This window comes from Spirillospora sp. NPDC047418 (assembly GCF_040643275.1).
Taxonomy (GTDB): domain Bacteria; phylum Actinomycetota; class Actinomycetes; order Streptosporangiales; family Streptosporangiaceae; genus Spirillospora.
The window spans coordinates 57,190-70,612 of record NZ_JBEYTW010000041.1 but is presented as its reverse complement, the minus strand read 5'-3'; the positions used below and the strand labels follow the sequence as shown (position 1 = coordinate 70,612).

Sequence of the window (13,423 nt, the reverse complement as noted above, 5' to 3'; positions counted from 1 at the left end):
GCACACATCTTGACCGGGGGCCCCCCCGCCGAGACCCACCCGCGGCGCGCTGGGGCGGCGGGGCGCGGGGCCGGACGCCGCCTTCCGGGTGGGTGGTCCTCCCGTTCGTCCGCCGCCTCCGGGGCTACCCGGACGCGAGCGACAGCAGCCGCATCTTCTCGTGGTCGGGGGTGCCCGGGACGGTCTGGTAGATCGCCGGCCGCTGCCCCTCCGGGCCGACGTCGAGGCTCTCGTACAGGAACGTGATCTCGCCGGCGTCCGGGTGCCGGAAGGTCTTGCGGTCGGTGTGCCGGCGCCGGACGTCATGGCGCCGCCACAGCTCCGCGAACTCGGGGCCGGCGTCGGAGAGTTCGGCCACCAGCGCGGCGAGCGCCGGGTCGTCGGGGTCGGCGCCGACGGCGGTGCGCAGCTGCGCGACGGTCGCCGCGGCGGCCCGCGCCCAGTCGGGGTAGAGCGCGCTCAAAACAACAACACGCCGCAGGTCAACGTATCCAGGGGCCTGGCTCGTGCTAGGTGGTTGCGGTTTGGGGGCGGCGGCGGGCTCCTATGAGGCGCTGCAACGCTATGAAGCCGAAGAGGAGGACGCCGATGGCTATGCGCGTCCACCAGGAACTCAAGGTGCCCTCGAAGCTGAGGATGGTCTTGATGACGCCTAGCACGAGGACGCCGAGGACGCTGCCGATGAGGTAGCCGGAGCCGCCGGTGAGGACGGTCCCGCCGATGACGACGGCGGCGATCGCGTCGAGTTCCATGCCGATGGCGTGCGTCGGGTCGCCGGAGAGGGTGTAGAGGGCGAACAGGACGCCGCCGAGCGCGGAGCAGAAGCCGCTGATCGCGTACACCTGGATCTTGGTGCGGCCGACGGGCAGGCCCATGAGCAGCGCCGACTGCTCGTTGCCGCCGACGGCGTAGACGTTGCGTCCCGTGCGCGTCCACTGCAGGACGAAGGCGCCGACGACGAACACGACCAGGGCCGTGATGGCGCCGTAGGAGAGGTGGGTGCGGCCCGGGAAGTGGAGCGAGTTCAGGGCGAGCGCGTCGAAGAAGGAGTTGTCGATGGAGATCTGGTTCTCGCTGAGCGTCAGGCACAGGCCGCGGGCCAGGAACATCCCGGCGAGGGTCGCGATGAACGGCTGCACCTCGAACACGTGGATCATGTAGCCCATCGCCGCGCCGAACAGCGTCCCGATGGCCAGGACCAGCAGGACGACGATCGGCGCGGGCAGGTGCATCTTCATGGTGCCGATCGCGCACAGCATCCCCGACAGTGCCACGACGGAGCCGACGGACAGGTCGATGCCGCCGGTCAGGATGACGAACGTCATGCCGACCGCGACGACCATGAGGAAGCCGTTGTCGATGAACAGGTCGAGGAAGACCTGCGCGGTCCCGAAGTTCGGGTAGCGGACGGCCCCGACCGCGAACGCGGCCAGGAACAGCCCGAGCGTCACCAGGACGGGGACGTGCCGGCGGCGCGGCGCGAGCGGACGGCCGCGGGCGATCGCACTGGAAAGCGCGGTGCTCATGCCGTCACCTCCTGCTTCGGTGTGGTGGGGGCCGGCTCGGCGGTGCGTTTCCGGCGCCGCCGGACGACCTTGGCGCGGAACGCGGGCGACTGGAGCAGGCAGACGATCGTGACGACGACCGCCTCGAAGACGAGCGTGGTGCGCGGCGGGATGCCGGCCGTGTAGATGGTGGTGTCGAGGGTCTGGATGATGAGGGCGCCGACGACCGTCCCGGCGAGGGAGAACCGTCCGCCGGTGAGGGCGGTGCCGCCGAGGACGACGGCGAGGATGGCGTCCAGCTCGATCCAGAGGCCGGCGTGGTTGCCGTCCGCCGACAGGGTGTTGGAGCTGATCATCAGGCCGGCGATCCCGGCGCACAGCCCGCAGAACACGTAGGCGAGGACGATCAGCCCGGCGGACCGGATGCCGACGAGCCGGGACGCCTCCGCGTTGCCGCCCACCGACTCCAGCAGCATGCCGAGCGCGGTCCGGCGGGTCAGCAGGACGGTGACCGCCAGCGCGATCGCCACCAGGATGATCGCGAACGGCAGGCCGAGCCAGTAGCCGCCGCCGATCAGCTTGTAGTCCTTGCTGTGGATGGTGATGATCTGCCCGCTGGTGATGAGCTGCGCGACGCCGCGTCCGGCCACCATGAGAATGAGCGTCGCGATGATCGGTTGTATACCGAGGCGCGTGACGAGGAGCCCGTTCCACAATCCCAGCAGCAGCGAGGCGATGACGGCCACGCCGATCGAGACGAACAGGCCGTGGCCCTTGCTGATCAGGTAGCAGGCCAGCGCGCCGGAGATCGCGACGGTCGCCCCGACGGACAGGTCGATGCCGCCCGTCGCGATGACGACCGTCATGCCGAGCGAGACGAGGATGAGCGGCGCCCCGAACAGCAGGATGTCGATGAGGCTGCCGTACAGGTGGCCCTGCCGGACGTGGATCGACAGGAAGCCGTGCGTGAAGAACACGTTGCCGAGCAGCAGGACGACCAGCGCGGTCACCGGCCAGAACAGCGTGCTCCTGGTGAAGGCGGCGAGGCGGGATGCGGCGCTGGTCATCGCTCGGCGTCTCCGTTCGCGATGGTCTGCAGGATGCGTTCGGGGGTCAGCGACCCGTCGTTGCGGAGTTCGGCGACGAGCCTGCGGTCGCGCAGCACCTCGACCTTGTGGGAGATGCGCAGCACCTCCTCCAGCTCGGCGGAGATGAACACCACCCCCATGCCGTCGCGGGCCAGCGACACGACGAGCTTCTGGATCTCGGTCTTGGCGCCGATGTCGATGCCGCGCGTCGGCTCGTCCAGGATGAGCAGTTTCGGCCGGGTGATGAGCCAGCGGGCCAGCAGCACCTTCTGCTGGTTGCCGCCGGAGAGGTTCTTGACCGGTGTGTCCGGGTTCGGGGGCTGGATGCGCAGCGCCTTGATGTACTCCTGGACGAGGTCGTCCCGCCTCCGCTGGCCCAGCGGACGCAGCCAGCCGCGCGCGGCCTGCAGCGCGAGGACGATGTTCTCCTCGACGGTGAGGTCCATGATGAGGCCGTCGCCCTTGCGGTCCTCGGGGCAGAACGCGACGCCCCGGTCGATCGCGGCGCGCGGCGTCCGCATCGAGATGGGGCCGGTGTCGTCGCCGCCCGTCCGGATGCGGCCGGAATCGGCGTGGTCCGCGCCGAAGATCAGCCGGGCGAGCTCGGAGCGGCCCGAGCCGAGCAGGCCCGCGAACCCGACGACCTCGCCCGCGTGCAGTTCCAGGTCGACGGGGTCGATCGCGCCGGTCCGGCCGACGCCTTCGAGCGCGAACAGCCGCTCGCCGCGGCCGCCGTCCGCGGTCGCCTCCTCGTCGAGTTCCTCCAGCGTCGCGAGTTCCTGCCCGGTCATCTTCGCGACCAGCTCGAACCGGCTCAGCCCGCCGATCGGGTACTCCCCGACGAGGCGGCCGTTGCGCAGCACCGTCACCCGGTCGCAGACCTCGTAGATCTGCTCCAGGAAGTGGGACACGAACAGGATCGCCACGCCGTCGTCCTTCAGCCGCCGCATCACGTCGAACAGCCGGCCGACCTCGCCGCGGTCGAGGCTGGACGTCGGCTCGTCCAGGATCAGCACCTTCGCGTCCAGGCCCACCGCCCGGACGATCGCGACGAGCTGCTGCACGGCCAGCGAGTAGGAGCCGAGCTGCGCGGTGACGTCGAGGTCGAGGTCGAGCCGGGCGAGCAGCTCCGCCGCGCGGCGGTTGATCGCGGACCAGTCGATCCGGCCGAACCGGCGCGGCTGCCGGCCGATGAAGACGTTCTCGGCGACCGACAGGTTCGGGCAGAGGTTGACCTCCTGGTAGACGGTGCTGATGCCGAGGCGCTGCGCGTGCAGCGGGCCGTGGACGACGGTGCCGCGCCCATCGATGACGGTGCCGTGCCCCTCGATCGCGACGGTCCCGGCGTCGGCCCCGTACACGCCGGTCAGCACCTTGATCAGGGTGGACTTGCCGGCGCCGTTCTCGCCCATGAGCGCGTGCACCTCGCCGGGGAACAGCCGGAACGCCACGTCGTCGAGGGCCTGGACCCCGGGGAACCCCTTGGAGATTCCGTCCATCTCCAGGACGGGAGCGGTCATCGCCGTCTCCTCCACTTCCGTGCTTTCGGTGCCCGCCGGGGCCGGACGGGCGGCCACGGCCCCGGCGGAACTCTGCGGGCGGACCAGCGGGTCAGTACTTGCGGGTGGGCAGGGCCTCCTTGGCCTTGGCCTGGTCGAAGACCGTCTCGACGGTGACGATGCGGTTCGGCACCTTCTCGCCCGCCTTGACCTTCTTCGCCGTGTCCATCAGCTGGCCGCCCAGCAGCGGGTTGCACTCGACGACGAAGTTGAACTTGCCGTCCGCGAGCGCCTGCAGTCCGTCGTGGACGGCGTCCACGGTGACGATCTTGATGTCCTTGCCGGGGGTGAGTCCGGCCTCCTGGATCGCCTGCATGGCGCCCAGCCCCATGTCGTCGTTGTGGGCGAACAGGACGTCGACGTCCTTGTGGGCCTTGAGCAGGGCCTGCATGACCTCCTTGCCCTTCGCGCGGGTGAAGTCGCCGGACTGCGAGGCGATCACCTTCAGGTTGGGGTTGGCGGCGATGGCCTGCTCGAAGCCCTTCTTGCGGTCGATGGCGGGCGCGGCGCCGACGGTGCCCTCCAGCTGGATGATGTTGACCGGCTCCTTGGTGTCCTTGTACTCGTTGACGAGCCAGTCGCCGGCCTTCTTGCCCTCCGCGACGAAGTCCGAGCCGAGGAAGGTGACGTAGAGGGACGGGTCGGAGTCGACGGCCCGGTCGGTGAGGACGACCGGGATGTCGGCCGCCTTCGCCTCCTTCAGGACGGCGTCCCAGCCGGTGACGACCACCGGCGAGAAACCGATGACGTCGACCTTCTGCTTGATGAAGGACCGGATCGCGGCGATCTGGTTCTCCTGCTTCTGCTGCGCGTCGGAGAACTTCAGGTCGACGCCCGCGGCCTTCGCGGCCGCCTGGATGTCCTTGGTGTTGGCGGTGCGCCAGCCCGATTCGGCGCCGACCTGCGAGAAGCCGAGGACGAGCTTGCCGGAACCGGATCCGGAGCCGCTGCCGCCGGAGTCGCCGCAGGCGCTGAGGGCCGTCAGCGCCAGCGAGGCGCCTGCGACGGCGACGATGAGCCGCTTGAACATGGGGGTTCTTCCTTCTTCCTCGGGGATGCTCGGCGAAGGGCGCCTGGGTCTGGGGTCTCTGGGAACGGCCGGTGGATCACGGTCGGGTGGCGGATCGCGGTCGGGAGGTGGGCGCGGTCGGCGGGGTCGGTCGGCGGTCGGTGAGCTTCCGGGAGTGTTAGCGGTAACATTTTGCAGCGCTGGAACCGGGGACTCGGGGGCCTCGCGGGAGGGGTCCGGGGCGTCGGGCGCGAGCGCCGGCACCCTCGCGGACGGCGGGTTACCGCACGTCGGCGCGGCGCCACCCGGCTCCGGCGGCACCGGGGTCTCCGGTGCCGCCGGGCATGCCCGGACGACCGCCCGCCGGGCCCGGGAAGACGATCACCGCGGGATTTCGGACCGCTCCGGCGGCGTCCGTCCGGAGCGGCCACCGGCGTCCCGCCGCGCGGCCGTGTCGTGTCTCGTCCACTTCGCCCGCCTTCGTCCGTGTGGCGCGTGTCACGAATGTTTGCGCTAACTCAGCACGCTGTCAATCCCCCCGCGGCCTGTCGCAACCTCATGGAGACCTTGACGGACGGGTCTGGTACCGCTAACAGCGTCCCGCGGGACGTCCCGCCGGACGTCCGGCGGGCGCCTGATCGCGCCGGGCGAGGTTTGAAGGCGCGAACTGGTGGAACTGGGATGACTCGGAGCGTGGATCAATCGAGTGCCTATCCAATCCAAGTCTTGACCGAGCGCGGGGTTAACGTGGGCGGGGATGCCAGAAAGCCGATCTTCGCGGTCACCCCGGCGGCCGGGCCCGTGACAGGTGCGACGCAACTCAAGATCGAATGACGGAACGCCGGTCGGTGCCATCGGTACGGCCCCAGCAAGCGTCCAACAATGAGGATGGAAAACCGTCACGGGGGACGGGAGGCATGGTTCATGACATCCGAGCCGGAGCCGCGTGTCGGCGTTGTGGTGCCCATTTACAACGTCGAACCGTATCTTGAGGAATGTTTGGCCTCGATCGCCCGCCAGTCGGTCCGCGAATTGGACGTCGTCCTGGTCGACGACGGATCGACCGACGCGAGCGCGGAGATCGCCCGCGCGTTCGCCGCCCGGGATCCCCGGTTCCGGCTGATCCGGCAGCCCAACGGCGGGCTCGGCAACGCGCGCAACACGGGGGCGGCGAACGTGCGCGGATGCTTCCTGGCGTTCGTCGACAGCGATGACGTGCTTCCCGACCACGCGCTGGAACTCCTGGCGGGGACGCTGGAGGAGACGGGCTCCGACATCGCCTCGGGCAACGTGCAGCTGCTGACCGAGGACGGGCTCGTCCAGTCGCCGATGCACCGCCGGCCGATGGGGACGACGCGGCTGCGCACCCACGTCACCCGCGACCACCTGCTGATGTACGACCGGCTGGTGCCGAACAAGGTGTTCCGCCGCCGGTTCTGGGACGAGCACGCGTTCCGCTTTCCCGAGGGCGTCCTGTACGAGGACATCCCGGTCACCCTGCCGGCGCACTTCCTCGCCTCGTCGGTCGACGTCGTCAGCGAGCCGGTCTACTACTGGCGGCAGCGCGTCGGCGGCGCCCTGTCGATCACCCAGCGCCGCACCGAGATCGGCGCCGTCACCGACCGGTTCGCGGCGGTGGAGACCGTCAGCCGGTTCCTCGGGTCGCGGCCGGAGCGCGCGGTGCGCGCGTGCAAGCGCGAGTACGACGAGGTGGCGCTGCGCAGCGATCTCCGCATCTTCCTGAATGTGCTGGACGAGGCGGACGAGGAGTTCCGGTCCCGTTTCGTGGAACTGGCGCACGGGTTTCTGGAGCAGGCGGACCGCACGGCCATGAATGACCTCCCCGCCATGATGCGCCTGAAATGGCATCTGGTCGGCCGCGGATTGATGCCGGAGTTGCTGAGGGTACTGGAGTACGAACGCCGCGGACTGCGGATCCCGGTGACCCGCAGATTCTGGCGGCATTACGCGCGGTATCCGTTCTGGGGAGATCGCGGGCTGCGGATTCCCCGCCGCGTGTACCGGCTCGGCGAGGAACTGGCGGCCCGCGCCCAACTGCACGAGGCGACCTGGCGGGACGGCAGGCTGCGCATCACCGGCCACGCCTTCATCGCCAACCTCGGGACGCGGTTCCCCTGGTCGTCCCTCAAGGTCATCGGTGTCCGGGAGACGGCCGGCGGCACGACCAGGGTGATCCCGGCGCGGACGCGGCGCTGCCCGGATGCCGACGACGTCGCGCGCGACCCGCACCGCAGCCACCGCTGGTCGGGGTTCTCCGCCACGATCGACCCGAAGCGGCTGCGGCGCGGCGGCCGCTACGTCGACGGGACCTGGCTGGTCGCGGCCGGGGTCTACGACCGCGGCGCGCTGCGGCGCGGCGCGCTGGCGGCGCCGTCCTCCGGCAGCGGCGCGCACCCGGCCTGGCACTACGTCGACGAGGACGTGCGCGTGGTCCCGCTGATCACGCGCGGCGGCACGCTGCGGCTGCGGGTGGAGACGGTACGGGCCCGCGTCACCGGCCACCGGGTGGTCGACGGCTCCCTGGAGCTGCGCGGCACGATCCCGGGCGGCGTGCCGGACGGCGCGTCCGTGCTGGTGCGGAGGCAGGCCGGGACGCTGCTGAACCGCTATCCGGCGGCACCCGACGGCGGCGGCGGACGGTTCCGGGCGCGGATCCCGCTGCCCGAGCTGATCGCCGACCTGCCCGTCCAGGACGAGGGGCCGAGCCGTCTCCCCACCCCCGAACCCCGCGCCGGGGCCGGCTGGCGGCTCGACATGGGCTTCCCCAGCGCGCACGCACCGGTGGCCGCCCCGACGCCGCCGCCGAGTCCGGCGCCCGCGGATGTGCCGGTGGCCGAAACGGAGACCGGGGCCGCGGAGAATCCCGCGATGCCGGACGACTTCGCAGCCGAGGAGGACCCGGACGCGGCCGGAGACCCCGCCCCGACCGGCGACGACTCCGCTACCGACGACATCGCGGCAGACGAGATCACAGCCGAGGAGATCACACCAGGCGACACCGCGCCGGACGACGCCACCGCAGCGGAGGAGACGGTCAGGATCGTCCTGGACGACGACGCCGCCGAGGGCCTCTACCCCTTCGCCGGCAAGGAGGTCGCCGTCTACCGCTCCCGCCACGGCTACGCCGAGTTGAAGGCCCGCACACCCCGCCCGGTCGTGACCGACGCGACATGGGAGCGGGGCGGGACGCTGGTGCTGTCGGGCGACGATCCGGACGGCGCGCCGGACCCGGCGGAGCTGGTGCTGCGCAGCCGCGACCGGAACGAGGAGCGCGCGTTCCCGATGTCCCGCGCGGCGGGCCGGTTCCGCGCCGCGCTCCCGCTGAGCCGGCTCGTCTCGCTCGGCGGCGTGCTGCCGCTGGCGTCGGGCCGCTGGGACGTGCTGGTCAGGCGCCCGGCGAGCACGTCCGCCCCCGCCGGGCGGCCCCTCGCCGTCCCGCTGGACCACGCGGCCCTGGACCGGCTGCCCGTCGAGACGACGGTGGACGGCCGCCGCTACGTGTTCCGCGAGCAGGGCTACGACGTGCCGATCGTGGAGGTCCACTCCGACCTGCGGCCGGGCGAGCGCGGCTCCTACCGCCAGGCGCGGACCCGCGTCCGGCACTACCGGGCGCCGCGCCGCCTGCGCTCCCTCCGTCCGGCGGTGGTCTACGACAGCTACTCGGGCAAGCAGTACTCCGACAGTCCCCGCGCGATCCACGAGGAACTCGTGCGGCGGGGCGCCGACGTGGAGCACCTGTGGGTGGTCCGCGACGGGCAGGTGGAGCTGCCCGAGACGGCGCGCCCCGTGCGGCTGTGGGGAGCGGAGTGGTACGAGGCCATGGCCCGCAGCCGCTACATCGTCACGAACGCGCACCTGCCGGAGTGGTTCGTGCGCCGCCCCGGGCAGGTCGTCGTCCAGACGTGGCACGGCACCCCCCTGAAGCACATCGGGTTCGACATCGAGGACGTGCAGTTCGCCAACGCCCGCTACCTGGAGAAGGTGGCCAAGGAGACGCCGAGCTGGAGTCACCTGGTGTCCCCGAACGGTTTCAGCACGCCGATCCTGCGCCGGGCGTTCCGCTACGAGGGCGAGCTCATCGAGACCGGATACCCCCGCAACGACGTGCTCGCCTCCCCCGACCGGGAGATGCTGGCCGAGCGGGTGCGCGAGCGGCTCGGGCTGCCGTCGGGCAAGCGGGCCGTCCTGTACGCGCCGACCTGGCGGGACGACAGCTACTACGGCCCCGGCAAGTACCGGCTCGACCTGCGCCTGGACCTGGAGCGCGCGGCGGCCGAACTCGGCGACGACCATGTGCTGCTGATCCGGCGGCATCCCAATGTGGTCGACACCGTCCCGGAGGTCGCGGGCGGCTTCGTCCGGGACGTGTCGGCCTATCCCGACATCGCGGAGCTGTTCCTGGTCTCGGACGTCCTCATGACCGACTACTCGTCCCTCATGTTCGACTACGCCAACACCGGCCGTCCCATGCTGTTCTTCACCTACGACCTGGAGCACTACCGGGACGAGCTGCGCGGCTTCTACTTCGACTTCGAGCACGAGGCGCCCGGCCCGCTGCTCGGCTCGTCCGACGAGGTCATCGGCGCCCTCCGCTCGATCGGCGAGGTCGAGCGCGACTACGCCGCCCCCTACGAGGAGTTCACCCGGCGCTTCTGCGAGCTGGACGACGGCAAGGCCGCCAGCCGCGTCGTCGACCGCATCCTCCAGTCGGGCTGAGGGGCATGCGGGGGGCCGTCCGGCATCCGGCCGCGCCGGCGGCGCCGACCTCGGCCGCGCCGGGGGCGCTGACCTGGGCCGTGCCGGCGGTGCTGACCTGGGTCGTGGCGACGCCGGTCGCGATGCTGCTGCCGGCGGTGGCCGGCCGGAACCCCTTCGGCCCGCAGGGCGCGGTGCTGCCGGTCACCGTCGGCGGCCTGCTGCTGGCGGCCGGGCTGGCGGTCGCGGTGGCCCGTCCCGCCCGGTGGCGCAGTGCGTCCGGCACCGACGCGCTGACCGGAGTCGCCGCCGGGCTGCTGGCCGCGTGGGTGGCCCTCGCCCTGCGCAACTCCCTGCACGGCACGCCCTTCGGGTTCGCGGGGCTCGTCGGGGACGAGGGCCGGATGAGCGCGATGGCCACCCGCTACAGCGCCACCGCCGTCCCGTCGGACGGGATCGTCGCCGGGGTGCCGACCGAGTACCCGCCGCTGTTCCCGTGGGTGGTCGGCCGGGCTTCGGCGCTGCTGGACGTCCATGCCTGGCGGGTGCTCGGCGACGCGCAGCTCCTGACGATCTCGGGCGCGGTGCTGCTGACGTTCCTGCTGTGGACCCGGCTGGTGCCCGCGCCCGCCGCACTCGCCATCGCCGCCGCCGCGCTGGTCGCCTTCGCCGATCCGCGCAAGGCGCACGAGGTCGTCGCGCTGGCCGTGTTCATCCCGTGGGTCCTGGCGACGTTCGGCCGTCCCCCGCGCGGCCGGTTGCACTGGCTGCCCGCCGGGGTCCTCGGCGGCCTGATCGTGGCCGCCTATCTGGGGTTCGTGCTGTGGGGCGCGGCCGGCATCGTCGTCCTGGCCTGGCTGGCCTGGCGGGCGGCCGACGACCGCCGCCGCTACGTGTCGTACCTGGTGAAGGTGGTCGTGGTCGCCGCCGTGACCGCGAGCTGGTACCTGGTCCCCTACGGCTGGACGCTGCTGCGCGAGGGCGGGCAGATGGTCTCCGACCAGTTCCCGGCGCCCGCGATCACCGGCGACCCGTTCCCGTTCCTGACCGCGACGCCGCTGGGTGCGCTGCAGACGATCGGGCTGCTGGGCGTCATCTGGTACCGCCGGGCGACGTGGTGGGCCACTCCCCTGCTGTGCCTGGTCGGCGGCGCCTACCTGTACCGCGCCGTCGCCGCCGCCCGGTACCTGGTCACGGGCCATACCGGCCTCTACTACCACACCGCCCGGATGATCACGGTGCTGCTCGCCGTCGCGGGCGTCCTGACCATCGTCCACGCGGTGCCGGGACTGGTGCGGCGCTTCGGTACCCGCGACACCATCCCGTACGGGATCACGGCGACGGCCGTCGCGGCGCTGATCGGCTGGTCGGCGTTCACGTACTGGCAGGCGTGGACGCCGCCGACCAGCGACCCGGCCGCCGCCAGTGGCACCCGGCGCTATGCGGTGCTCGCCCACACCGAGCCGCGTCCCAATGGCTCGCTCCCGCGCTACGCACCGGCCGAGCCCAAGACCCGCTGGTTTCCCGTAGGGCCGATCCGGGACGCCGTGACCGGCGTGCTCGGGCCTGATGCCGCGCCTCGCACGCTCTCCTACGACGAGCGGCTCTTCGCCTACCTGCCGTGGCCCGGTTACATCGCGGTCGACCGCACCGCCGCGTCCAGTACGAGTCATTGGGACGACCGGCATGCCGCGCTCGCCTCGCTCGCCGCGATCCCCGACCCGGCCGCCTTCGCGGCGGCGGCCGCCGGTATCCGGTACGGCCCGATCGACCTGTTCATCCTGCGCTCCGGGTCGGGCGCGTGGACGTGGGGCGATGTCCGCTTCCGTCCCGCCCAGTTCGCGGCAGTGCACTTCACGGTGCGCACGCTTCCGAACGACACCGTGATCGCGATCCGCCGTTGACCCGTGGCCCGGCGCCCGGTCAGCCCGGCGCCTGGTCAGCCCGGCGCCCGGTCAGCGGCGCCGCGCGGTGTTGAGGCGGGCGGCCTGGCGGGTGAGGTGATCGCGTTCGGCGAGGTTGGGGGCCTTGCGCGCCGCCTCGGCGTAGAGCCGCGCCGCCGTGGCCAGGTCGCCGTCCCGCTCGTGGAGGTAGGCGGCGACGGCCGCATAGCGGGGCAGTGCGTCGTCCAGTGCCGCGAGCGCCCGCAGACCGGCGCGCGGCCCGTCGGCCTCCCCGACGGCGACGGCGCGGTTGAGCCGGACGATCGGGCTGCCGGTCAGCTTCGCGAGCTCGTCGTACCACTCGACGATCTGCACCCAGTCGGTCTCCCCGGCGGTGGGCGCGTCGGCGTGCAGCGCCGCGATCGCGGCCTGCGCCTGGAACTCGCCGAGCCGGTCGCGGGCGAGGGCGGCCTGCAGGATCCGGACGCCCTCGGCGATCGCGGCGGTGTCCCACCGGGTGCGGTCCTGGTCGGCGAGCGGGACCAGGCCGCCGCCGGGCGCGGTGCGGGCGGCACGCCGCGCGTGGTGCAGCAGCATCAGCGCGAGCAGCCCCGCCACCTCCGGGCGGTCGATCGCCGCCGCGAGCTGCCGGGTCAGGCGGATGGCCTCGGCGGCCAGGTCGACGTCCCCGGAGTACCCCTCGTTGAAGACCAGGTAGAGGACGCGCAGCACGGTGGCGACATCGCCGGGCCGGTCGAACCGCACCCCGGACACGGTGCGTTTGGCGCGGCTGATGCGCTGCGCCATCGTCGCCTCCGGCACCAGGTACGCCTGCGCGATCTGGCGGGTGGTCAGCCCGCCCACGGCGCGCAGCGTCAGCGCCACCGCCGAGGACGGCGTGAGCGACGGGTGCGCGCACAGGAAGTACAGCTGGAGCGTGTCGTCCGCCGAGGGCGCGGGGCCGGGCGGCGGTTCCTCCTCCACCCGGTCCTCGCGCCGGCGGCGGGACGCGTCGGCGCGGGTGGCGTCGAGGAACCGGCGCCAGGCCCGCGCGACCAGCCAGCCCTTGGGGTCGCGTGGCGGGTCGTCCGGCCAGGTGCGGATGGCCTCGACCAGCGCGTCCTGCACCGCGTCCTCGGCCGCCGCGAAGCCGGCTCCGCGGCGGACGAGGATCGCGAGGACGGTCGGGGTGAGGCTCCGCAGCAGGGCCTCGTCCATCAATGGCACTCGGTGGTGTTGGGGGCGGCGGACAGGAACGGCCGCAGCTCCAGCCATTCGTGGATCGGCCTGCCGCCGGCGCCGGGCGCGGCCGACAGCTCCCCGGCCAGCTCGACGGCGCGCTCACGGCTGTCGACGTCGATCACCATCCAGCCGGCGATGAGGTCCTTGGTCTCGGCGAACGGCCCGTCGGTGACCGGCGGGCGGCCCTCGCCGTCGTAGCGGACCCAGCTGCCCTCGGGGGCGAGCGCCTGGCCGTCGACGAACTCGCCGGTCTCCTCCAGCCGGGTCGCGAAGTCGTTCATGTACTGCACGTGCGCCGTGATCTCCTCCGGCGTCCACTGGTCCATCGGCACGTCGTTCACCGAGGCCGGAGCGCCGCGGTAGTGCTTGAGCAGCAGGTACTTGGCCATCGTCGTTCTCCTCGATGCTGGATGCGACCCAT

The 13,423-nt window shown here is 72.2% G+C and carries 10 protein-coding genes; 2 read left to right on the top strand and 8 right to left on the bottom strand.

What is annotated here, in order from left to right; all coding sequences use genetic code 11:
• Window positions 1-124 precede the first annotated feature (124 nt).
• The 6 genes from ABZ806_RS24615 to ABZ806_RS24590 form a co-directional block, all read right to left on the bottom strand.
• Window positions 125-463 carry an MmyB family transcriptional regulator gene (locus tag ABZ806_RS24615; RefSeq protein WP_500219724.1) on the bottom strand — a complete coding sequence of 113 codons (339 nt, stop codon included), beginning with the start codon at window positions 461-463 and terminating at the stop codon, window positions 125-127.
• 46 nt (window positions 464-509) lie between these two features.
• Window positions 510-1,526 carry a galactofuranose ABC transporter, permease protein YjfF gene (gene yjfF / locus ABZ806_RS24610; protein ID WP_500219723.1) on the bottom strand — a complete coding sequence of 339 codons (1,017 nt, stop codon included), beginning with the start codon at window positions 1,524-1,526 and terminating at the stop codon, window positions 510-512.
• On the bottom strand, window positions 1,523-2,572 hold the full coding sequence (locus tag ABZ806_RS24605; RefSeq protein WP_500219722.1) for an ABC transporter permease: 1,050 nt from the start codon (window positions 2,570-2,572) through the stop codon (window positions 1,523-1,525). Before ABZ806_RS24605 ends, yjfF begins: the two co-directional genes overlap by 4 nt.
• Complete coding sequence (locus ABZ806_RS24600) at window positions 2,569-4,113, bottom strand: sugar ABC transporter ATP-binding protein (RefSeq protein WP_500219721.1); 1,545 nt, start codon at window positions 4,111-4,113, stop codon at window positions 2,569-2,571. The genes ABZ806_RS24605 and ABZ806_RS24600 overlap by 4 nt, the downstream gene beginning before the upstream one ends.
• Before the next feature lie 91 nt (window positions 4,114-4,204).
• On the bottom strand, window positions 4,205-5,182 hold the full coding sequence (locus ABZ806_RS24595) for an ABC transporter substrate-binding protein (RefSeq protein WP_500219720.1): 978 nt from the start codon (window positions 5,180-5,182) through the stop codon (window positions 4,205-4,207).
• Window positions 5,183-5,441: 259 nt separating this feature from the next.
• The gene (locus ABZ806_RS24590) at window positions 5,442-5,630 is read right to left on the bottom strand and encodes a hypothetical protein (protein WP_500219719.1); all 189 of its coding nucleotides are present in this window, start codon (window positions 5,628-5,630) and stop codon (window positions 5,442-5,444) included.
• A gap of 413 nt (window positions 5,631-6,043) precedes the next feature.
• On the opposite strand from ABZ806_RS24590, the gene ABZ806_RS24585 reads away from it, so the two are divergent.
• Window positions 6,044-9,898 (top strand): bifunctional glycosyltransferase/CDP-glycerol:glycerophosphate glycerophosphotransferase, encoded by a 3,855-nt coding sequence (locus tag ABZ806_RS24585; RefSeq protein WP_500219718.1) that lies wholly within the window; start codon window positions 6,044-6,046, stop codon window positions 9,896-9,898.
• Between the two features lie 5 nt (window positions 9,899-9,903).
• Window positions 9,904-11,781 carry an arabinofuranosyltransferase gene (locus ABZ806_RS24580; RefSeq protein ID WP_500219717.1) on the top strand — a complete coding sequence of 626 codons (1,878 nt, stop codon included), beginning with the start codon at window positions 9,904-9,906 and terminating at the stop codon, window positions 11,779-11,781.
• 51 nt (window positions 11,782-11,832) lie between these two features.
• Here the strand turns inward: ABZ806_RS24580 and ABZ806_RS24575 are convergent, their stop codons facing one another.
• Window positions 11,833-12,978, bottom strand: coding sequence for an RNA polymerase sigma factor (locus ABZ806_RS24575; RefSeq protein ID WP_500219716.1), 1,146 nt, complete (start codon window positions 12,976-12,978; stop codon window positions 11,833-11,835).
• Window positions 12,978-13,391 (bottom strand): YciI family protein, encoded by a 414-nt coding sequence (locus tag ABZ806_RS24570; protein ID WP_500219715.1) that lies wholly within the window; start codon window positions 13,389-13,391, stop codon window positions 12,978-12,980. The genes ABZ806_RS24575 and ABZ806_RS24570 overlap by 1 nt, the downstream gene beginning before the upstream one ends.
• Window positions 13,392-13,423: the final 32 nt, after the last annotated feature.